The sequence below is a fragment of the Agrobacterium sp. FDAARGOS_525 genome (assembly GCF_003938925.1).
GTDB classification, from domain to species: domain Bacteria; phylum Pseudomonadota; class Alphaproteobacteria; order Rhizobiales; family Rhizobiaceae; genus Agrobacterium; species Agrobacterium pusense.
The window spans coordinates 2,038,370-2,058,785 of the sequence record NZ_RKIU01000004.1; the positions used below are offsets into that span (position 1 = coordinate 2,038,370).

Annotated in this window: 17 protein-coding genes; 6 read left to right on the top strand and 11 right to left on the bottom strand. The window is 60.0% G+C overall.

The annotated features are described in order from the left end of the window. Nucleotides 1-13 precede the first annotated feature (13 nt). Nucleotides 14-1,192: a hypothetical protein gene (locus EGT36_RS25895; protein WP_125271334.1), complete on the bottom strand. Its 1,179-nt coding sequence runs from the start codon at nucleotides 1,190-1,192 to the stop codon at nucleotides 14-16. 271 nt (nucleotides 1,193-1,463) lie between these two features. Between EGT36_RS25895 and EGT36_RS25900 the strand changes: the two genes are divergently transcribed. Further along, nucleotides 1,464-1,751 carry a hypothetical protein gene (locus tag EGT36_RS25900; RefSeq protein WP_004433441.1) on the top strand — a complete coding sequence of 96 codons (288 nt, stop codon included), beginning with the start codon at nucleotides 1,464-1,466 and terminating at the stop codon, nucleotides 1,749-1,751. Between the two features lie 30 nt (nucleotides 1,752-1,781). On the opposite strand, the gene EGT36_RS25905 is transcribed toward EGT36_RS25900, so the two are convergent. Beyond that, complete coding sequence (locus tag EGT36_RS25905; RefSeq protein ID WP_067489441.1) at nucleotides 1,782-2,609, bottom strand: IS5 family transposase; 828 nt, start codon at nucleotides 2,607-2,609, stop codon at nucleotides 1,782-1,784. Between the two features lie 624 nt (nucleotides 2,610-3,233). Here EGT36_RS25905 and EGT36_RS25910 point away from each other — a divergent pair. Both EGT36_RS25910 and EGT36_RS25915 read left to right on the top strand, forming a co-directional pair. After that, nucleotides 3,234-3,881: an outer membrane protein gene (locus EGT36_RS25910; RefSeq protein ID WP_004445168.1), complete on the top strand. Its 648-nt coding sequence runs from the start codon at nucleotides 3,234-3,236 to the stop codon at nucleotides 3,879-3,881. A 292-nt stretch (nucleotides 3,882-4,173) separates the two neighbouring features. Continuing rightward, entirely contained in the window at nucleotides 4,174-5,355 is a 1,182-nt protein-coding gene (locus EGT36_RS25915; protein WP_125271335.1) for an MFS transporter, read from the top strand. 232 nt (nucleotides 5,356-5,587) lie between these two features. Here EGT36_RS25915 and EGT36_RS25925 read toward each other — a convergent pair whose 3' ends face one another. From EGT36_RS25925 to EGT36_RS25940, 3 genes are all read right to left on the bottom strand, one after another. Then, the gene (locus EGT36_RS25925; protein ID WP_004445165.1) at nucleotides 5,588-6,580 is read right to left on the bottom strand and encodes a WD40 repeat domain-containing protein; all 993 of its coding nucleotides are present in this window, start codon (nucleotides 6,578-6,580) and stop codon (nucleotides 5,588-5,590) included. A 480-nt stretch (nucleotides 6,581-7,060) separates the two neighbouring features. Then, nucleotides 7,061-8,176 (bottom strand): CobW family GTP-binding protein, encoded by a 1,116-nt coding sequence (locus tag EGT36_RS25935; protein WP_125271336.1) that lies wholly within the window; start codon nucleotides 8,174-8,176, stop codon nucleotides 7,061-7,063. 113 nt (nucleotides 8,177-8,289) lie between these two features. Next, a complete protein-coding gene (locus EGT36_RS25940) occupies nucleotides 8,290-9,090 on the bottom strand; it encodes a creatininase family protein (RefSeq protein ID WP_035207167.1) in 801 nt (266 codons plus the stop codon). Nucleotides 9,091-9,169: 79 nt separating this feature from the next. Between EGT36_RS25940 and EGT36_RS25945 the strand changes: the two genes are divergently transcribed. The 3 genes from EGT36_RS25945 to EGT36_RS25955 all read left to right on the top strand — a co-directional run bounded on the left by EGT36_RS25945 (nucleotide 9,170) and on the right by EGT36_RS25955 (nucleotide 12,196). Continuing rightward, nucleotides 9,170-9,679 carry a MarR family winged helix-turn-helix transcriptional regulator gene (locus EGT36_RS25945; RefSeq protein ID WP_125271337.1) on the top strand — a complete coding sequence of 170 codons (510 nt, stop codon included), beginning with the start codon at nucleotides 9,170-9,172 and terminating at the stop codon, nucleotides 9,677-9,679. Nucleotides 9,680-9,813: 134 nt separating this feature from the next. Further along, nucleotides 9,814-10,836 (top strand): LacI family DNA-binding transcriptional regulator, encoded by a 1,023-nt coding sequence (locus EGT36_RS25950; RefSeq protein ID WP_003505469.1) that lies wholly within the window; start codon nucleotides 9,814-9,816, stop codon nucleotides 10,834-10,836. A gap of 397 nt (nucleotides 10,837-11,233) precedes the next feature. Beyond that, nucleotides 11,234-12,196, top strand: coding sequence for a 2-hydroxyacid dehydrogenase (locus EGT36_RS25955; protein ID WP_125271338.1), 963 nt, complete (start codon nucleotides 11,234-11,236; stop codon nucleotides 12,194-12,196). A gap of 162 nt (nucleotides 12,197-12,358) precedes the next feature. On the opposite strand, the gene EGT36_RS25960 is transcribed toward EGT36_RS25955, so the two are convergent. The 6 genes from EGT36_RS25960 to EGT36_RS25985 form a co-directional block, all read right to left on the bottom strand. Then, a complete protein-coding gene (locus EGT36_RS25960) occupies nucleotides 12,359-13,486 on the bottom strand; it encodes a Gfo/Idh/MocA family protein (protein WP_125271339.1) in 1,128 nt (375 codons plus the stop codon). A gap of 152 nt (nucleotides 13,487-13,638) precedes the next feature. Continuing rightward, nucleotides 13,639-14,451, bottom strand: a complete 813-nt coding sequence (gene iolB, locus EGT36_RS25965) for a 5-deoxy-glucuronate isomerase (RefSeq protein WP_125271340.1) — start codon at nucleotides 14,449-14,451, stop codon at nucleotides 13,639-13,641. Between the two features lie 205 nt (nucleotides 14,452-14,656). Then, the gene (gene iolE / locus EGT36_RS25970; protein WP_072493023.1) at nucleotides 14,657-15,565 is read right to left on the bottom strand and encodes a myo-inosose-2 dehydratase; all 909 of its coding nucleotides are present in this window, start codon (nucleotides 15,563-15,565) and stop codon (nucleotides 14,657-14,659) included. 1 nt (nucleotide 15,566) lies between these two features. Continuing rightward, the gene (gene iolD / locus EGT36_RS25975; RefSeq protein WP_045531615.1) at nucleotides 15,567-17,393 is read right to left on the bottom strand and encodes a 3D-(3,5/4)-trihydroxycyclohexane-1,2-dione acylhydrolase (decyclizing); all 1,827 of its coding nucleotides are present in this window, start codon (nucleotides 17,391-17,393) and stop codon (nucleotides 15,567-15,569) included. Further along, nucleotides 17,390-19,306 carry a bifunctional 5-dehydro-2-deoxygluconokinase/5-dehydro-2-deoxyphosphogluconate aldolase gene (locus tag EGT36_RS25980; protein WP_125271341.1) on the bottom strand — a complete coding sequence of 639 codons (1,917 nt, stop codon included), beginning with the start codon at nucleotides 19,304-19,306 and terminating at the stop codon, nucleotides 17,390-17,392. The genes iolD and EGT36_RS25980 overlap by 4 nt, the downstream gene beginning before the upstream one ends. A 205-nt stretch (nucleotides 19,307-19,511) precedes the next feature. Continuing rightward, nucleotides 19,512-20,327 (bottom strand): MurR/RpiR family transcriptional regulator, encoded by an 816-nt coding sequence (locus EGT36_RS25985; RefSeq protein ID WP_004445154.1) that lies wholly within the window; start codon nucleotides 20,325-20,327, stop codon nucleotides 19,512-19,514. Nucleotides 20,328-20,416: the final 89 nt, after the last annotated feature.

The following is a 20,416-nucleotide window of genomic DNA, read 5'->3' on the forward strand; positions in this document are numbered from 1 at the left end:
GTTGAGACGGAGTTCAGAAGGTGCCGCTGAAACGCGAGGTGACGCTCGAGCCATCATAGGCAAGGTCGGTATCGCGCTCGTCATGCAGCAGGCGGTTGAACTCCACCTCCAGCTTGCTGTTCTTGCCGGTATCGAAAGAGAGGGTGGCGACCAGCCGGCGCTCGCTGGTATCGTAATTGTAATAGATCCAGTCCTTGTGGACCTGCTGCAGCGCGAGGTCCAGGCCGACCTTCTCGGCCAGCCTGCTTTTCACGACGAACTGCCAGCGACGGTGAAATTCGGCGATCGGGTCGTCGGGATCGAACAGGGCGTAATCCTGCGAGAAGCCCACGCCGAAGGCGATGCGGTCCGTGGCCTTCAGCTCGGCTTCCGCCCGGAGATAAGGCCGGGTGCGCTTCACCTTGTCGCTGATCTCGTCTCCGGAAATGGAGGTCAGCCCAGCTTCGGCAAGCACTGCGAGACGGTTCGAGAACCTGTAGCCGTAAGCAAGCGAGCCGCGCAGCGTATGGGCCGGAAACCGCTCATATTTTTCCTGCTGCCCTTCCGGCACGAGAATGCGGTCATAGGCGATCGTGATGCCAGCCTCACCGCCGGCGAGTGGCCGTTCATGTTCCGCCTTCAGCGACAGGAGCGCCTCATTGGCCTCCAGACGCGTGGGGATGAAATAGGCCGGGCGGAATCGCGCCTCGCCTTTCATCAGGCTGGCAAGGCTGGCCGTCAGCTTGTTCTTGCCGCCAAGGGCGAGGATGCCAAGCTGGGAGGAGGCTTCAAGCTTGTGATCCAGCTGCCTGTATCCGATATTTTCTTCCGGCAGGTGCAGGAAAATATCGCCGGCATCGCTGCGGGTGCCGCGCAACTCAAGAGCCCATTCCAGCTTTTCGGAAAAGCGTCTGGTCAAACCCAGCGACGCGATGGTGTTATGCTCATTGGCAAAACGGTAACGGGGAAGGCGAACCTCTTCCTGCTCAAGCGAGTAACGCAGTTCCGCCCCTTCAAGCGCGATCTTGCCCGTGAGCCCGAAGCCGGCGCGCAGCGAAATGGCGCTCAGCCGATTGGTGTCGGCGAAATAATTGCTGTCATAGGAGATGCCGGATTTGTAGATGATGGTGTGCTCATCGGCCTTTTCTCCCGCCCACCCGCGGCAGGCGCAGGCAAGCCCGAGAACAAGCGCGATATATCCCCCCAGCCGCATTTGCATCTCCGGTCGCTAATTAAGCAATATCTTATATTTGGATGGTTAATAAAGTTTCCTGCCCGGTTTTACTGTCTCCGCCAAAGGTGCCTGCCGATACTGTTAGGAAAAGGAGCGAAAGGGCGGAGGCGAGATATGTAGTATTTGATTAAAATCGCCAGTATTAGTGTGAATCGTTTATTGTAATATTAGCCTTTGCTTGAATTAGAATCCTCTAAATATACAGTTCAGTTACGCCAGATGGCGTGATCAAACAAAAGAGGAGAGAGAAATGATTGCAAAGTTCGCTTGTGTAGCCGCTATTCTTACTGTCGCTTCCGTTGGTCAGGCCAATGCGGGCGGTCTTCTGGGTGGCATCCTGTCCGGCAACAGCAACAAGGGCGGCGCCCTTGTCGTGGTTTCGCCGAGCATCGATCTCGGTGTCAGTGGCATCCTGTCCAATAACGGGATTTTGAATGGCAACAAGACCGGCATCCTGAACGGCGTGCTGAATGGCAACAAGACGTCCGTCGATGTCATCGACAACAAGAATGACGGCGGCAAGAAGCGCCGGCACTAAGAGTCTGATTCAAAACTATCTCGTGTAATTTCATGCTCTTGCGATACGGCGTGTGAAGAGCTGGATTGATGCGATGAACAGCCAGGCGGTTGCTGAGGCGATGGTTTGTTCGAAGTCCTTGGCGAGACGTCGGTTGCGGCTGAGCCATGCGAAGGTTCGTTCCACCACCCAGCGGCGCGGCAGCACCTCGAAGCCTTTCGCGGCGTCGGACCGCTTGATGATTTCGATGGTCCATTTGCTCTTTCCGATCTTGCGCAGTGCCTCCCGGAGCTTGTCACCGGCATACCCACCATCGGCGAAGACGTGCCGCAGCCACGGGAAGCGGCGGATTATTTCGGCGAGGACGAACGGTGCCCCGTCGCGATCCTGGATGTCGGCGGTGTGGATCACAGCATGAACCAGGTTGCCGTCTGTGTCGGTCAGGATGTGGCGCTTGCGCCCCTTGATTTTCTTGCCCGCATCGTAGCCCCGAGGCCCGCCGCTCTCGGTGGTTTTGACACTCTGGCTGTCGATCACTCCTGCACTGGGCGACGCTTCGCGCCCTGCCGCTTCCCGGCCGATCAGAAGCAGAGCATGATTGAGCGAAAGCCACAGACCATTGTCGCGCCACAGGTAGAACCAGCGTCGTACCGTCGAGACCGGAGGAAAGCAGGGCGGCAACATCCGCCAAGGCAGCCCTCCGCGCAGCAGATACAGGATCGCCTCGACGATGCGCCGCAGCGGCCACTTCCGCGGACGCCCAACCTGTGAAGGCTGCGGAAGAAACGGCTCCAGCACGGCCCATTCCGCGTCAGTCAAATCGCTTGGCAAAGTCAGCTGTGCACGGGCATACTGCGCCCGAGTGGTGTCGGTCCACATCGTCGAACTCCGGAAGTTTGTTGCAAAACCCCGTGAATCAGCGACTTGGGATGGCGTCAAGCTAACCCGCTGACACCACTCAACTTAATTTCGGATCAGGCTCTAAGGAATGAAGAAAGGGATGGCGAAACCATTGTCTTTCGCCATCCCGCTCTTACGGGACAGCTCGAAGATCATCAGGGATTTTCGACGCAGACGATGCGCGAAGCGCATAAGCCGGTAACGAGCCCAGAGTTGCGTGTGTGTGACGCATGGTATTTCCGGCAAGAACAAACGGCGCATCGCATGACTGAAGGGGGCCCTCGGGCTCCCTTTTTTTGGAGGATGATCCAGCTGCGTCGTCGCGCTCGCCGATCCTTGAAGTGCCTTAGAAAGATGCGTGCATCCGGTGTATTTATGTTTATATATTCTAATTTTACTTCAAATGAAATAAGAAGTTATAATGTAGAAATATACAATATAATTTGCTATTCTCTGGCTTTGGCGTCATTGTTACTTGTTTTTAACGTTTGGATGCTTCAATTAAAACGTGTCCCCGACTCGTCGTTTGTGACCGTGATTTCGGCGGCGGGTATATTCGAGGCCCGCTTCGTGGCGGGTAGGGCAGTTTTGAAGGAGCAATTTATGTTGAAACAATCATTTCTCGTCTTCGCCGCACTTGGCGTTCTTTCCGGCGCAGCCATTGCTGCTGATGCCGTTAGCGACATTCCGGCGGCGCCTGCTGTCAGCGACGTTGCGCCTGCCTTTTCCTGGGATGGTTTTTACGCCGGTGTTTCCGGTGGCTATGGCTGGAACCGTTTGAAAGCCACGGAAGACGGTGACACCGAAAAGCATAGTTTTGATGGCGGTCGCTTCGCGGGCTTTGCCGGTTATAATGCGGAAGTGGCGCCGTCAGTCGTTCTCGGTGTCGAGGGCGACCTCGGTTACGCCTGGGGCAAAAAGACGATCGAGCTCAGCAAGGTTTCCTCGGGCTTGAACGGTTCGGCACGTCTGCGTGCCGGCTATGCCATCGACCGCGCCCTGATCTACACCGCCGGCGGTTACACCGCCACAAACAGCAAGATCAAGACGCCTTTCGGCAACACGAGCGAGACGCTGAATGGCTGGACGATTGGTGCGGGTATCGATTACGCCTTCACCGACAACATATTCGGCCGTCTCGAATATCGCTACAACGATTTCGGCAAGAAAACCTATACTATCCAGAACCTCTCTGCCGATGGAAAGCTCAGCGACCACGTCGTTAACGTCGGTCTCGGCGTGAAGTTCTGATTGGCGGTTGTTCGTCCCTGCCGAACGCATCGGGGCGACAGTCAAGCAGTATCAATCCATAACCTGCCCGGTGGCGAGAACATCCCCGGGCAGGTGCCCTTAATCGAACGACACTTGCTTTCCGCTGAAGCAGGTCCAGCCCGTGGGCGATAGAAATCCTGAGTGGAGAGAAAAGGTCTCGTCTTCTTTCAGCCACGAAACGGCATCCAGTGTTGCGCTCAGGCTTGAACAGCGGAGCGTTTTGATGTGATGGTGGGTGCCACCCCCGCTTGCCAGCCTTCAGACGATTCCCATGCAACAAAAAAGCACTTTGCCGGGCGCTTTTGATCGCCAGGCCTATATGATCGCGTTGCTGGTCTTCATTGCCGGCAGCACCAATGCCGCCGTTGTGCCATTTATCGGCTTCTACATCATTCAGGTGCTTGGTCATCCGCCGGCCACCGTCGGATTTTACAGTGTGACGGCGGCGCTGGCTTCGATTGTCGCAAGCCGTGTTTATGGTGAGCGCGTTGATGCCGGGATGCGGGTGAGGCCGCTTTTGTTGCTTTCGGTGTGCGGCGCTCTTGTCGCGGCCGCGGCGGCAAGCTTTGGGCATATGGCGCTGCTGGTCGCCGTAACGGCGACCGGCATGGGGCTTTCCAACGCCGCAAGCACGCTCATTTTCAGTTTCGGCCGGTATCATGGCCGGGTGAAGGGGCTGGACACGGCCGCCTATAATGCCTTCCTGCGGACGATGGTGTCGCTGGCATGGATGCTGGTCCCCGCCGCCGCCTATCTGATCTTCGACCTTGCGGGTGCGAAGGCGGTATTCGTGAATGCCATGCTGATGGCCGTCATCTGGGGCGGTCTTGCGCTCGTCGTCGTGCCTTTGAACCAGACAAGCCCCATGGAACGGCGGCCGCAGGGCGAGGGCGACACACGGCGCAATATGCCGCTGCTTCTCGCCGCCGCGGCCAGTTTCTGCATGTCTTTCGCCCATGCGCTCTGCGCTTCGGCATTGCCGGTGTTTCTGGTGCGTGAAGTGGGGTTGCCGGACTATGCGCCGGGCCTGTCGCTCAGCGTCAAATGCGCCATGGAAGTTCTGCTTATTCTTCTTGCGCCGCGCATCATGCGCCGGATCAGCGCACGGCTGCTTCTGAGCGGCGCGGCGATAACGGCGATAATCGCCTTCAACATCATCGCTTCGGTCACGACCCTGCCCGCAATGCTGGTGGGGGCTGCGATGGAGGGTGCCTATTACGGCCTTTTCGCCGGCACCTGTCTGACCTTCGTGCAGGGCTTTGCCCGTGGACGCACGGCGCGGGCAACGGCGCTCTATATGAATTCGATTTTTCTCGCTGCGCTATTTGCGGTGCCGCTAATGGGGTTCGTATCGCAATATGCCAGCTTCGGGGCCTCGATCCGGCTCGCCTCGGTCGGTGCAGGCGCGACTTTGCTGCTCTTGTTCCTCACGCGGCGGCAGGTGGGAGAGTAGGGTATTGCAGGGTATTGCAGGGGGCAGCAATCCTGCACAAAGGCTTGGCGGCGAGATAGCGGACGACCCTCGTTCCTGTGCCTGTCACAGGATTCCGGTCGACGCGCGTCTGCGCGACGGGAGGCTCCTTTCAGCCCAGGGACTTGGGCTGGCTGGATTCCTGTGACAGGCACAGGAATGAGGCAGCGAGATTGGCCGTGGGATAAGCGGCCGCCTCGCGGGCGGCCAGCCCTCAAGCCGAAATGTCTATAATCCCGCAATCACCCGCTTCTGAAGCGAAGGCGAGCAGCTTGCCGGTGGCGCTCCAGTCCATGGATGTGATCGCACCCTTGCCGGGACGACGCAGCAGGGCTTCCTTGCCGTCCGCAAGGCGCACGCCGAGGATCATGCCGTCGATGAACCCGATGGCGAGCACATCTTCCACAGGGTGGAAGGCGACATTGGTGACCATGATGTTGGCGCGGGTGCCGAGTTCCTCCGGGGCCTTGCCCATCGGACCATCCTTGCCGGAGAAGGGCCAGACGATGGCGGCCGGTGCGCCCGATGAGGCGAGCCATTTGCCCTTTGCCGACCAGGAAACGGATTTGACCTTGCCGGGATAACCCGTCATGCGCATATGGCGGGCCTCCATGCCGCCCTTGGTGGCTTCCATCTTCCAGCCGTGCAGGGCATTTTCCTGCATGGTGGTGACGAGGAACTTGCCGTCGGGCGAGAAGGTGATGCCGGTATGCGCGCCCTTCCATTCGAGATCCACCGGGTCGCCTGCTGTGGCGACCCAATGCAATGTCACGCCGTTATAACGGGCAACGGCAATGCGCAGGCCCTTGGGCGCAAACGCGATCGCCTCCACCGTGCGCTCTTCCTTGAATTCCTTGACCGTACCGTCCGGCAGTCGCACGAAGCTGGATTTGCCGACACCATAAGCAACCGCCTTCTGTGGCCCGCCGGCAACGACGCCCACCCATTTGCGCGGCACGTTGGCAATTTCGCTGAGGCTGCCATCATGGCCGATGCGCAGCACACGCCCGTCTTCGCCGCCGGAAAGCAGCGTGGCGCTGTAGGGGTCGCGAATGCAGGTCAAAAGCCCGTCATGCGCCTCAGTCACCTTCTCGCCGCCATCGAGCCGGTGAATGGTGCCGGCGGCGGTGGCAAACAGGGGAATGTCGCCGAGAAAATGGGTCGAGACCACGTGGCCTTCGATATCAAGCGGGGCAACAGTCGGCATGGGGTATTGGTCTTTCGTATCTGTGTCTGATTGGCGGGGCGTCATTCCCGCCGGCTGGCATGGTTCTAGAGCATTTCCGGCAAAAGCGGAACCGCTTTTACGTTCGGACGATTCGCGAAATCAAGGAGATAGAATTCTTTGCGGTAGGGGAATCATCCTGCACAGCGGTCGAAAATTATTGATGTTCTGCGCTCCGGGCTCACCCCCCTCTGTCCTGCCGGACATCTCCCCCTCAAGGGGGGAGATCGGCAAGACGCACTTTTCTCGCTTCATTCTCGACCGTCGAGAGGTGCGAAACCTCGCCACGGAACGATCTCCCCCCTTGAGGGGGAGATGTCCGACAGGACAGAGGGGGGGGAGCCCGGAGCGCAGAGCGTCAATGATTTCAACTGCCGTGTACGGTGTCGAAGAACGCGCGTCGGGCGGATGACGAACGCAGCCGTACCCCAGCTCAGGACCGGGGTGACGGAGGGATAAAGATCAAGCCGTGGCGAGGCAGGCGTTAAAACTCTTTTCCAGCTTCTCGCGGTCCAGCTCACGGCCGATGAAGACGAGGCGGCTTTCGCGTTTTTCATCTTCCTTCCACGGGCGCTGGTGATCGCCCTCGATGATCATGTGCACGCCCTGCACCACGTACCGCTCGGCATCGCCCTTGAAGGCGATGATACCCTTGAGGCGCAGAATGTTCGGGCCGTCGGTCTGGGTGACCTTCTGGATCCACGGGAAGAACCGTTCGGGGTTCATCTCGCCGCCGCGCAGCGAAACTGACTGGACCGTCACGTCATGGATCGGCGAGACCGCGCCATGGTGGTGATGATCGTGGCCATGGTCATGATCGTGGTGATGATGCCCGTGGTCATGGTCATGGTCATGATGATGATGGTCGTGATCGTGATGATGATCGCAATCAGGGCCGCAGACGTGGTCGTCATGGCCGTGCTCTAGGAAATGCGGGTCGTTTTCCAGCGCGCGTTCCAGGTTGAAGGCGCCCTGATCGAGAACCCGGGCGAGATCGACGCCGGAACGGGTGGTCTTGTAGATGCGGGCGGAAGGATTGATGGCGCGCACGATATCCTCGATGCGGGCAACTTCCTCCGGCGAAACGAGATCGGTCTTGTTGACGACAACGACATCGGCAAAGGCGATCTGGTCTTCGGCCTCGCGGCTGTCCTTCAGGCGCAGTGGCAGGTGCTTGGCATCAACGAGGGCGACGACCGCATCAAGCTCGGTCTTGGCGCGCACGTCGTCATCCATGAAGAAAGTCTGGGCGACGGGCACCGGATCGGCGAGGCCCGTCGTCTCAACGATGATACCGTCGAAGCGGCCGGGGCGGCGCATCAGACCTTCCACGACGCGGATCAGGTCGCCGCGCACCGTGCAGCACACGCAGCCATTGTTCATTTCGTAGATTTCCTCGTCGGATTCGACGATCAGATCGTTGTCGATGCCGATCTCGCCGAATTCATTGACGATGACAGCGTATTTCTTGCCGTGGTTCTCGGAGAGAATGCGGTTGAGAAGCGTCGTCTTGCCGGCGCCGAGATAACCCGTCAGGACGGTGACTGGAATGGGCTTGGCTGTTGCTGTTTCGGTCATGGAAAACCCCGCGTGGAGAGAGGCCCGATGGCCTCAGGAAGATGTGTCGTCGTCCATATAGGCGCGACGCTCCGGCAGTTCAAAGAGATTTTGGCCGAATCCGGCCATCTCACTCAAATTTTGTTATGAAATAACGTTATGTCAAAAGCGTGGATATCTTCAAGCAGTTCGACAAGGCCGTTGACGGCGTGGGAAATCAGCCTTTCGCCCTTTTCCGCTGTCGCGGCGGCGGCGTTTCCGGCAACGCCATCAGGGTTGAGGTCGCTCATCAGCCAGCCGAATGCGTGCGGGCCATAGGCGCGCAGGTGTTTGAAGCGGCTGGCGAAATCGCTCTGGCGCGAGGGGAAATTCGCGGCCTTTTCCATTGCCACGCATTCGGGGTGAAGTGCCAGCATGACGGATGTCTCGATATCGCCGCCGTGAATGTCAACCGCCTTGTCCTCCGGCTTCACGATATCTTCCGGCACGCCGAAACGGGTCCAGCTCGTGGCGACCGCCAGCATGCCGAAACGGGCGCGGGCCTCGGTGGCGACGATGGTCATCAGCGGTGAATTGCCGCCATGGGCGTTCAGCATCACGAATTTGCGCACACCTCTTTTATGTTCCAACTCGGCGATGCCGAGCCAGCGCTCGATGGCCTCATCGTATCGCAGCGTCTTCGTGCCCGGCACATTCATGTGCTCGATGGAATATCCGACCGGCTCCGCTGGCAGGAAGGAGACGGGCAGATGACCGGGCAAGGCGGCGGCAAGGCGGGCGACGATGCCTTCGGCAATCAGCGTATCGGTCTCGAAGGGCAGGTGGGGGCCATGCTGTTCATGCGCGCCGAGCGGCAGCACGGAAATTGCGCCTGTTGCGTGAAGATGAGGGTCTGTTACGTTTTCGTCGTGATAATGCGTGTATGAGTTTGGCATCTGGCAGTCCGCGCGAGCATTCGGTAAGGATTTCCAGCAACATATATCGGTTCCGCCACAGGGTAAAAGGCACTCGCGTATGAGCAAGGACAAATCCGGGAACAAGGACAAAAGCGCCAAGAAGGATAAGGGCGGCAAGAAGGTCAAGGACGGCAAAAAGAGGGATGAAAACTTCAACCCGGAGGAGTTGGCGCAATCGATAACCCAGGCCGCCCGCTCCATGCGTACCGCGCTCAGCCACAGCCTCGCCGAAAGCGGGCTTTATGCCGGACAGGACGGCGTCATCCTGGCGCTGGCGCAGGAAGGCAGCCTGACGCCGGGGCAAATCGCCCAGAAGCTGGGTGTCAAGGCGCCGACCATGACGCGCACCATTGGCCGCATGGAAGCCCAGGGTTTCGTGGAACGCAGCGGTGACGACGGGGACGGCCGTGTGACGCTGGTGAAGCTGACCGAAGCGGGCCTGAAAAGCGTCGAGCACATCAATGTTTCCATCGCCAATTGTGGCGCGAGAGCTGTCGAAGGCCTTTCGGCCAAGGATGTTCGCAACATTGTTAAACTCTTGAAAGCAATAGACGCCAATCTTCAATAATTTTTGCTGAAATTTTTAAAAGAACCATCTGTTTTGCGGTTATTCCTTAAACGGGTTGCGGATTTTGTTTAAATTGTTTAATTGCGATTTAAACGGAGCCATCCGTCACTGACACGCGTTTGGGGAGGAATGCCGTGGCCCAAAAGGTCAAACTGTCTACCATCGCCGAAAGTCTCGGCCTTTCAACCGCCACCATTTCCCTTGCATTGCGCGACAGTCCGCTGGTCGCCGCCGATACGCGGGACAAGATCAAGGAACAGGCGCGGGCGCTGGGCTACATCTACAACCGCCGTGCCGCCAGCCTGCGCACCTCGCGCTCCGGCATTGTTGGTGTCGTGTTCCATGACGTGATGAACCCCTTCTATGGCGAAATCCTGAAAGCCATTGAAAGCGAGCTGGACCGCAGCCGCCAGACCTTCATCCTGTCCAACCATTATGATTCGGTTGAAAAGCAGCGCACCTTCATCGAGACGCTGCTGCAGCTCGGCTCCGACGGCATCATCATGTCGCCGGCCATCGGCACGCCGATCGAGGACATGACGCTCGCCGAAGAAAACGGCATGCCTGCCATTCTGGTGGCCCGTTCCATGGATGGCGTTGATATGCCGACCTATCGCGGCGACGACAGCTACGGCATTTCGCTCGCCACCAACCATCTGATCAGCCTCGGCCACCGCACCATCGCCATGGTCGGCGGCACGGACCAGACTTCCACGGGCCGTGACCGTTACCAGGGTTACGTCAATGCGCTGCGCAAGGCCGGCATCGAGGTCGATCCGAACCTGCGCATTCCCGGCCCGCGCTCCAAGCAGGGTGGTTTCGAGGCGGCGGTGCATTTCCTGTCGCTGCCGCAGAAGCCGACTGCGGCCGTGTGCTGGAACGATCTCGTTGCCATCGGCCTCATGAACGGTATTTCCCGCGCCGGTCTGGTGCCGGGTGTCGATATCTCGGTAACGGGCTACGACGACCTGGAGGAAGCGGCCATCGCCACCCCGGCGCTGACCACCGTTTCCAACGGCCAGGCCGAGGTCGGGCGCCTGGCGGCCCGCGCACTGCTGGACAGGCTGGCGGGCAGCCATGAACCTGACGGCATTCACCTCATCAAGCCGGAAATGCGTATCCGGCAATCGACCGGGCCGGTGCGGCCGCGGGTGTGAGCGTAACGCCCTCGCAGGCCTGGATACGGCAGGTTACGTGCTCCTCGCCGTCTACGGTGTTTCCTCCCTCCGTCATTCCGGCCTTGAGCCGGAATCCCGGCCGCCGCGTGTCTACGCGGTGAAAAACAGTCATTCAGCCCAATGACTTGGGCTGGCTGGATGCCGGATCAAGTCCGGCATGACAACCTTGCAAGTGCCGCAGCAAAGGCTGCATGATGCTGCCGGGCGCTAAAAAAAATCGGCATGAAACGTCGCTCTGCCCCCATAGCTTCCGCTTATTGGCCTTTTCACGGCAGCCGTTGTTTGAAAAGATCGCGGTCCGATGGAGCAGGATGGCGGGTAGTTTGCCCGCAACCCTCTCCGGCTATTGGAATGTTATCAGGAGGAATATCCGCTTATGTCTGACAAAAAGGCCGTCGTTCTCGTTCCCGGCAAGATTAATCCGCGCGTTCTTGAACGCCTCGAAGGCAAGGTCGAGATTGTCACGGCACCCGCCGGCGCAGAGCCGGTTCTGCCTGACGGCGCGGCGGAGCGCATCAATGCCATTGCCGTTTCCGGCGCCGTCAACGCCAAATGGATCGACGCGCTGCCGAAGCTCGAGATCATCGCCAATTTCGGTGTGGGTTACGATGGCGTTGATGCCAAACACGCCGCCACGCGTGGCATCGTGGTGACGAACACGCCTGATGTGCTGAATGACGAAGTGGCCGATACGACGATTGCGCTGTTGATCAATACCGTGCGGCGTCTCTATCAGGCCGAAACCTGGCTGCGGGCTGGCAAATGGGTCGGCGAAGGCCCGTTCGCGCTGTCGCCGTTTTCGCTGCGCGGCCGCAAGGTTGGCCTGTTCGGAATGGGCCGCATCGGCCAGGAAATCGCCAAGCGGCTGGAGCCTTTCAAGGTGGAGATCGGCTATTACACCCGCAGCAAGCGCGAAGAACTCTCCTACACCTATTACGCTTCGCTGAAGGAGATGGCTGAGGCCGTCGATACGCTGATCTGCATCGTGCCGGGCACGCCGGAGACGCACAAGGCGATCAATGCCGACATCCTGACCGCGCTTGGGCCTGAGGGCGTTTTCATCAATGTCGGTCGTGGCTCCAGCGTCGATGAGGACGCGCTTCTTGAGGCGCTCAAAAGCGGTGCTTTGGGTGCTGCGGGACTCGATGTGTTTTATGCCGAACCGAAAGTGCCGGAGGCCTTCCTGTCGCTGCCGAATGTTTCCCTGTTGCCGCATGTCGCTTCTGCGTCCATCCCGACGCGCGATGCGATGGCCGATCTGGTGGCCGACAATATTCTCGGCTGGTTCCGGGATGGCAAGGTGCTGACGCCGGTGCCGGAGACGCCGGTCAAGGGGTAAGGTCGGAACCTCCACGCACCGTCACCCCGGACTTGATCCGGGGTCCAGCGCGATCAAGTCTTTGATCGCGAAAGACTCCTCTCACGGCGCAGACGCGTCGTGGCTGGATGCCGGATCAAGTCCGGCATGACGGAGGAGACGTTTTCGCCCGTTGTGGGCGTTCTATTCCACGATCTCCGCGCTTCCCACCCAGCGCCCTTCGGCAAAAGACCGTGCCATGGCGTGAATGCTGCGCTCGATCTTCAGCCCCTCCTCGAAGTCGATGATATGCGCCTTTTTCCCTTCGATCGCCGCGATCAGCTCCCGGCATTCGATGACCTTCAGGTCATTGAAGCCGAGGCCGTGGCCGGGGGCGGGGATGAAGCGGTCGTAGGGCTTGTGGTGCGGGGCGGTGAGGATAGTCCTGAAACCTTGCTCTTCCGGGCGTCCATCCGTGGTGTAGAGCTGAAACTCGTTCATCCGTTCCTGATCGAACAGGATCGAGCCGGTGGAGCCATAAATCTGAATGGCGATGCGCCCCTTGCGGCCCCAGGCGGAACGGTTGGCGATGAGCACGGCGGAAATGCCGCCTTCAAGTTTCAGGAGAACGCTCGCGAGATCATGAGTCTCAACCGCGCGTTCGCCGCCGCCGGCAAGCGGACGGGTCTCGTAAGGTTTGACCATGTCGGTAATGGCGCTTTGTGCGTGGCCGAACAGGGCGTAAAGCAGCGATAGCGGGTGCACGGCGAAATCGTCCAGCGCGCCGTAACCGGAAGACGCCTCACTCTTCCAGTAGAAGGGCTGGGTGGCATCGGCCATGAAGTCCTCATCCATTTCGGCACGTACATGATAGACCCTGCCGATCGCACCTTCGTCGATCAGGCGGCGGATGTGGCGGATGACGGGGTTCTGGATGTAGTTGTAACCCATCGCCGCCGCCTTGCCGGACTGGCGGGCCGCATCACGCATCTTCACCGCGTCAGCAAAGGCGGGCGCCATCGGCTTTTCACACCAGACATGCTTGCCGGCCTCAAGCGCGGCAATCGCCATTTCCGGGTGGAAGGCGTTGGGCGTGGTGACGGAGATCACGTCGATCTCGGGATCGGAAAGCAGGTCGCGCCAGTTGCCTGTCGAGCGGGCAAAACCGAACTCTGCGGCTTTCTTCGCGGCAAGCTCGGGGTTGACTTCCGCCAGCGTCACGAGGCGGGGGCGTTCCACATCGCCGAAGACGCTCGTGACGTTATTCCACGCCAGCGCGTGGCATTTGCCCATGTAACCGGTGCCGATAAGGCCCACGCCAAGAGCGGTCATGGTGTTCTCCTCCCGAAATTATTTGAATTAATACAATTCGTTAATTGCGTTTGTTGTGTGCCAAGACAGTCTCAAGACGTGTCTTCGCGCACTCCCTCATCCCTGTGACAGGCACAGGGATGAGGGAGGCGGCGATGTTTGCCCGAAATGCCTTACGGATTATCGCGCTTGAAAATCCAGTCATGATCCGGGTGGTTCTTGAAGCGCCATTTGCGCATCGGCCCCGCCATCACGTTCAGATAATACATCTCGTAACCATAGGGCGCGCCGCAGGGGTGGTGGCCCTTTGGCACCAGCACGACATCCCCATCGGATACCGCCATGGTCTCATCAAGCGAGCCGTCTTCGGTGAAGACGCGCTGGAAACCGAAACCCTGCGCCGGGTTGAGGCGATGATAATAGGTCTCTTCGAGATAGGTCATGTCGGGATAGTTATCCTCGTCATGCCGGTGCGGCGGATAGGAAGACCAGTTGCCCGAGGGTGTGAAGACTTCCGTTACCAGCAGGCTGTCGGCGACGTCGCGTTCTTCCATGGCGATGGGGAAGATGTATCGCGTGTTGGCGCCCTTGCCGCGTTCCGTCAGCTGCACGCCGTCAGGTCCGATCTGCTGTGCCTCGCGGTTGCCTTTTTCGCCGGGAGCAGTGCAGACGCCGATGGTGCAATCCGTTGTGGCCGTCAGCGACCATTCGGAACCGGCCGGAACATAAACGCAATGCGGCGGCTTGCGCTCGAACACATTCATGCGGTCACCGAGTTCACCGAAATCCTTGCCGCCAGCGGAAATCGTCGCCTTGCCTTCGACCAGCACGAGAATGACTTCCGTGTCGCCGGTGCTTTCGGCTGCCGTCTCGCCCGGCTTCAGTCGGTAAAGGCCGAAACCGACATAACCCCAATCCGCGCTTTGGGGCGTGATATCGTGCACCTTGCCGCTTGTCGCGACCGGCTTGCGCAGAAGTGAGGTCATGGTGTCGTTCCTTTTTCGTGTGTAGCACAAACATGTCGTTCGGTAGTTTCGCGCCCTGCCGTCATTCCGGCCTTGAGCCGGAATCCAGCTGACGCGCGTCTGCGCGGCGCGAAGACTTTTTCAGCCCAAGGACTTGGGCTGGCTGGATACCGGCTCAAGGCCGGTATGACGGGTGGGATAGGTCACCCGCCTTCCTTGGCTCAGCTCAAGCGGCCTGAGCCTTGTCCAGCCCCGCTTCGCGCGCAAACGCCTTCAGCGATTTCAGCCCGAGGCTCTGATATTCGAACGGGTTGCGCACGTCAGGATCCTGCTCGGCCTCGATCACCAGCCAGCCGCTATAGCCATGCTCGGCCGCCACTTTCAGCACGGGCGGGAAGTTGACGCCGCCTTCGCTATCGCCCGGCACGGTGAAGACACCGCGGCGAACGCCTTCGAGGAAGGAGAGCCGCTCATTGCGGACCTGATCGGCAATGACCGGGCGCACGTTCTTGGCATGGATATGGCCAACGCGGCCCATGTATTTCTGCGCGACGCGAACGGGGTCGCCGCCGCCGAACAGGCAATGGCCGGTATCGAGCAGCAGATGCGTCTTCGGACCGGTGTGCTGCATCAGAAGGTCGATCTCGTCTTCGCTCTCGACCACCGTGCCCATGTGGTGGTGATAAACGAGGGTGACGCCCTGTTCTGCGGCAAAGGCGGCCAGCGCTTCCACGCCTGCGCCGAATTTCGCCCAGTCATCGGCCGCAAGGCGCGGACGGTCTACCAGCGCCGTGTTGTCCGCGCCGTGGATGGCGTTGGAGGTCTCGCAGACGATGATGACCTTCGAGCCCATGGCCTTCAGAAGGTCAAGCGCCTGCTGCATCGCCTTCTTTTCGGATTCGATATCGTCGGTCAGAAGGTTCAGCGAATGCCAGCCCGAGACGAAGGAGAGGCCGCGCGGCGAAAGCACACCCTTCAGGCCTTCCGGGTCGGTCGGGAATTTGTGACCCTTTTCGATGCCGTCGAAACCGATCTTGGCGGTTTCATCAAGGCATTGTTCCAGGCTGATATGGGCGCCCAGCGTGCGGTCGTCGTCGTTGGACCAGGCGATGGGGTTGGTGCCGTAACGGATCATCTTACTGTCTTTCCTTGACATGGTTTTCATAACGGACGCGGGCCGGGCCGATTTCGGCGCGGACTGAGACTTCAGGCACCGCGACATCCCACCAGTGGCCACCGGCCTGCGGTGTCGGATAGGGGTCGGTATCGATGACGATGACGGTCGTGCGGGTGGAGGCGCGGGCGGCGGCGAGCGCCTCTTCCAGTTCGGTTATGGTGGAAACCTTACGTGCATCCGCCCCCATCGAGCCGGCATGGGCGACGAAGTCGATGGCGATCGGATTGACGTTGGTATGGGCGTAGAGGTTGTTGAACTCCGCGCCGCCGGTTTCCATCTGCAGGCGGTTGATACAGCCGTAACCCCTGTTGTCGGTAATGACGAGCGTGATCTTCACGCCCATGGCGACCGATGTGGCAAGCTCGGAATTCATCATCATGTAGGAGCCATCGCCGACCATGACGATCACGTCGCGGTCCGGTTCCGCCATCTTGATGCCGAGGCCGCCGGCGACCTCGTAACCCATGCAGGAGAAGCCGTATTCCATGTGATAGGAAAGCGGCAGCTTGGATTTCCAGAGCTGGTGCAACTCGCCCGGCATGGTGCCGGCCGCGCACATGACGACGGTATTGTCGCGCGACTGGCGCTGGACAGCACCGATGACCTGCATGTCGGTCGGCAGGCTGTTTGCGTGCTCTTCGCCCGGCGCCGCCGTATCGGCATCGGCCTTTTCGAACCATGCTGCCTTCAGGCCGGCATCCGGCGCTGCAAAACGGTGAGCGCCGAGGGCTGCGGAGAGTTTTTCAAGCCCGATTTTGGCATCCGCCGTCAGGCTGATCGCATCATGCTTGGCGCTGTCATAGGGCTGGACGTTGAGCGCCAGGATTTTGCGGTTCGGGTTCTTGAATAGCGCCCAGGAGCCGGTGGTGAAATCCTGAAAGCGGGTGCCGACACCGAAGACCAGATCAGCCTTTTCGCTGATGATATTGGCGCTTTCGGCACCGGTAACGCCAACGGGGCCGAAATTGAGATCGTGATCCCAAGCCAATGCTGATTTACCGGCCTGCGTTTCGACGACGGGGATGGAGTGGGTTTCGGCAAAGCGCTTCAGCGTCTCCGTTGCGCCGGCGAAATGAACGCCGCCGCCAGCAACGATGATGGGGTTCTTCGCGGCCTTCAGCGCCGCGACGGCCTCTTCGAATTCCACCACGTCGGGCTCGGGGCGGCGCTGGCGCCAGACCCGCTTTTCGAAGAAACTTTCGGGATAGTCGTAGGCTTCCGCCTGTACATCCTGGCAGAAGGCGAGCGTGACGGGGCCGCAATCGGCAGGGTCCGTCATGGTGCGCATGGCGCGGGGGAGGGCGGTGAGCAACTGTTCCGGCCGCATGATGCGGTCGAAATAGCGGCTGACCGGACGGAAGCAGTCATTCACCGTCATGGTGCCATCGCCGAAATCTTCGAGCTGTTGCAGCACGGGGTCCGGGCCACGATTGGCGAAAACATCGCCGGGGATCAGCAGGACGGGCAGGCGGTTGACATGCGCCAGCGCTGCCGCCGTCACCATGTTTGCCGCGCCGGGGCCGATGGAGGAGGTGACCGCCATGGCGCGGCGGCGGCGCAGCTGCTTGGAATAGGCGATGGCCGCATGAGCCATGGACTGCTCGTTCTGGCCGCGATAGGTCGGCAGCTCGTCCCTGATGCCGTAAAGCGCTTCGCCGATGCCGGCGACATTGCCATGGCCGAAAATCGCCCACATGCCGGCGATATAGGTTTCGCCATGTTCATTCATCTGCGCTGCCAGGTAACGAACCATGGCCTGCGCAGCCGTCAATCTTACTGTCTTCACGCTGCCTCTCCCTTTTTGGCGCGCGCCTCATCCCAAATACGGCACAGGCTGGTATAGCGCTGCGCCATATCCTTGACCGCTTCCTCGTCGGTCATCTTGCCGGAAAGCCAGCCGCGGGCGGCGTCGGCAAAAATCGTGCGGCCAACGGCGAAACCCTTGACCAGATCGAAGCCAGCCGCAAGGCGGAAGCTTTCTTCCAGCTCACTCTGCGGTGCGTCGAGACCGAGAACGACGATGCCCCTCACGTAAGGGTCGTTGCGGTTAACGGCGTCGCAGGCATTCTTCCATGCCGCGGTGGTTTTCATCGGCTCCAGCTTCCACCAGTCCGGGTAAACGCCGATCTCGTAGAAACGCTCGATGATGCGGGCGGCGGTCAGATCGTCGGTCGGGCCGACCTTGGAGGGAATGATCTCCAGCAGCATTTCCAAGCGGTTGCGCCGTGCGGCCTCGAACAGCCGTATCACGGTCTCTTCCTGCGCAGCGCGCATCTCATCCGTGTCGTCGGGGTGATAGAAACACAGAACTTTGACGACATTTTCAAGCGGCCATTCGGAGAGCCCGCCAAAGTCCTTGCCGAGATCGGGTTCCAGTGTCAGCGGGCGCGAGCCCGGCCATTCCACCGGACGGCCGATCCAGAGGCCGGAGCCGCTGGCGGCAAACAGCGCGTCACGTCCAAGGCGTCCGTCGCAGAGAATGCCATAGCCCGGCTCACCACCGGAAACTTTTTGCGCGGCCTGGAGGCAAAGCTTCTTGAAGGCGCCGATCTGCTCATGCTTGACGCCAAGCTCGTCGGCGATCGCTTCCAGCTGCATGCGATGGTCGAAAGCGAAGACGCGCATGGTCTCCCAATCGCCCTTGCGGTTGGTGGACCAGTGCACCTGCTCCAGCGCCTCGTCCTTGCGCAGCGCCTTGTTGCGAATGCCGGCCTTGAAGAAATATTGCAGTTCTTCCCAGCTTGGATAAGCGGGCGTGCAGCCATGGCGGGAGACGGCGAAGGCGCCGCAGGCATTGGCGTATTTCAGCGTCGTCGGCCAGTCTTCGCCGCGCAGCCAGCCGCGGAACAGCCCGGCCATGAAGCCGTCACCAGCGCCCAGAACATTGAAGACCTCGATCGGGAAACCTTCGCCCGTCTGCCCGTCATCGAGGCTTGCGGGAATATCGCCGGTGAAGACCGAAGCACCCATCGGGCCGCGCTTGCAAACGAGCGTGGCATTCGAAACCTTGCGCACGGCATTCAGTGCGGCCAGCGTATCTGTCGAGCCGCCGGCAATGTGGAATTCTTCTTCCGTGCCGACGATCAGATCGAAGAGATGCAGGGTGGATTGCAGCTTGGCGGTGACCTTCTGCGATTCCACGAAACGGCTCTCGCCATCGCCATGGCCGGCCACACCCCAGAGATTGGGGCGGTAATCGATATCGAGCGCGGTTTTTGCACCATTTTCGCGGGCAAGTTTCAGGGCCTTCAGCACGGCCGCTTCCGTTCTTGGATGCGACAGATGCGTGCCGGTGGCGCAGACGCAGGCCGCCTCGGCAATGAAGGCGGGATCGATATCGTCTTCGCTCAGCGCCATGTCGGCACAGTTTTCGCGGTAGAAAATCAGCGGAAACTGGTTCTGGTCACGAATGCCGAGCAGCACCAGCGCGGTCAGGCGCTCCGGGTCGGTTTTCACGCCACGCACGTCAACGCCTTCGCGCACCAGCTGTTCGCGGATGAAGCGGCCCATGTGCTCGTCGCCGACACGGGTGATGACGGCGCTGTTAAGGCCAAGCCGCGCAGCACCGGCTGCGATGTTCGTGGGAGAGCCGCCAATATATTTGGCAAAGGAGGCCATGTCCTCCAGACGGCCACCGACCTGCGACCCATAAAGGTCAACAGACGAGCGCCCGATCGTGATGAGATCAAGTTTTTTCAAAAGGTTCCTCCTTAGCACTGCACGCTGGCGCGGTCTGCCTCATATGTGTCGAGCGGATCAGGCAACCATGCCGCCAGCTATCGCCATCCCCGCTCCGGTGAGCCTCCTCCGCTCACATGGCCCGTCACGAGAAGGACAGTCGTGGAATGTCCGTTTCATGAATTTGGATCATAAATTCTATTTTTTCCGTTTTCAATAAAAATATTCAGGCCGTCTTGCGTGTTCCCACAGCCACGGCCAGCGTGATGGCGAGACAGAGCGTGGCCGAAAGGGAGCGGAAAGCGCCGAAATCGATCTCTGTAACCGTCAGCAGCGTTGCGCCGGATTTCCTTAGCGGATTGACGGCGGAATCGGACATGGCGACAACCGGAACGCCCTTGGCGCGGGCCGTTTCCGCCAGTTCCAGCGTCTCGGTAGAGTAGGGGGAAAAGGTGATTGCGATCAGCGCGTCGTCGCGGGAAATCGCACTGATATTGCCGAGCCCGCCCACGGCGCTATGCAGAACCGCCGGCACCTTCATCTTCTCGAAGGCATAGGCCAGATAGCTGGCAATGGGGAAGGACCGCCGCAGGCCGACGATATGCACGGTGCGCGCCTTGGCCAGCACGGAAACCGCCTCATCGAGCTGTCGGGTGTCGACCGATTTCAGCAGCATTTCCAGCGACGAGCGGCCGGCTTCCACGAATTCGGCAAGCAGGCCGGACGCGCTTTCATCGCCCTTTTCGCGCAGATGATCGAGCCGCGTGGCATAATCCGGCCAGCCGCCGACATAGGAATCACGGAACAGGCGCTGCATTTCCGAAAATCCGGAAAAACCCATGATCTGGCAGAAACGCATGAAGGCCGAGGGTTGCACGCCGGCGCCTTCAGCCATTTCGGCGACGGTGGAAACGGCGATTCTATCCTGATTGGAGGCGACATAATCGGCACATTGCCGCAATCGTTTCGGCAAACCCTCCGCCACCTGGAGCAGCCGCTCCTCAAAAGCCTTTACGGAGTCTGGCGCCTCGATTGCCGTCATTGTCGTTCCCTGGTGCAGATTGAAATCGTGTGCACTTTAACTGCAATGGAATTTTTATTCCATTGGGTTTTTCGGAGGAAGGGCAGATG

Bases quoted from the DNA above. Each gene is read 5' to 3' on its own strand.
- EGT36_RS25905 (WP_067489441.1), bottom strand. From the start codon at position 2,609: ATGTGGACCGACACCACTCGGGCGCAGTATGCCCGTGCACAGCTGACT.
- EGT36_RS25935 (WP_125271336.1), bottom strand. From the start codon at position 8,176: ATGACCGAAACAGCAACAGCCAAGCCCATTCCAGTCACCGTCCTGACG.
- EGT36_RS25925 (WP_004445165.1), bottom strand. From the start codon at position 6,580: ATGCCGACTGTTGCCCCGCTTGATATCGAAGGCCACGTGGTCTCGACC.
- EGT36_RS25940 (WP_035207167.1), bottom strand. From the start codon at position 9,090: ATGCCAAACTCATACACGCATTATCACGACGAAAACGTAACAGACCCT.
- EGT36_RS25895 (WP_125271334.1), bottom strand. From the start codon at position 1,192: ATGCGGCTGGGGGGATATATCGCGCTTGTTCTCGGGCTTGCCTGCGCC.
- EGT36_RS25985 (WP_004445154.1), bottom strand. From the start codon at position 20,327: ATGACGGCAATCGAGGCGCCAGACTCCGTAAAGGCTTTTGAGGAGCGG.
- iolB (WP_125271340.1), bottom strand. From the start codon at position 14,451: ATGACCTCACTTCTGCGCAAGCCGGTCGCGACAAGCGGCAAGGTGCAC.
- EGT36_RS25900 (WP_004433441.1), top strand. From the start codon at position 1,464: ATGATTGCAAAGTTCGCTTGTGTAGCCGCTATTCTTACTGTCGCTTCC.
- EGT36_RS25910 (WP_004445168.1), top strand. From the start codon at position 3,234: ATGTTGAAACAATCATTTCTCGTCTTCGCCGCACTTGGCGTTCTTTCC.
- EGT36_RS25955 (WP_125271338.1), top strand. From the start codon at position 11,234: ATGTCTGACAAAAAGGCCGTCGTTCTCGTTCCCGGCAAGATTAATCCG.
- iolE (WP_072493023.1), bottom strand. From the start codon at position 15,565: ATGATCCGTTACGGCACCAACCCCATCGCCTGGTCCAACGACGACGAC.
- EGT36_RS25915 (WP_125271335.1), top strand. From the start codon at position 4,174: ATGCAACAAAAAAGCACTTTGCCGGGCGCTTTTGATCGCCAGGCCTAT.
- EGT36_RS25960 (WP_125271339.1), bottom strand. From the start codon at position 13,486: ATGACCGCTCTTGGCGTGGGCCTTATCGGCACCGGTTACATGGGCAAA.
- EGT36_RS25945 (WP_125271337.1), top strand. From the start codon at position 9,170: ATGAGCAAGGACAAATCCGGGAACAAGGACAAAAGCGCCAAGAAGGAT.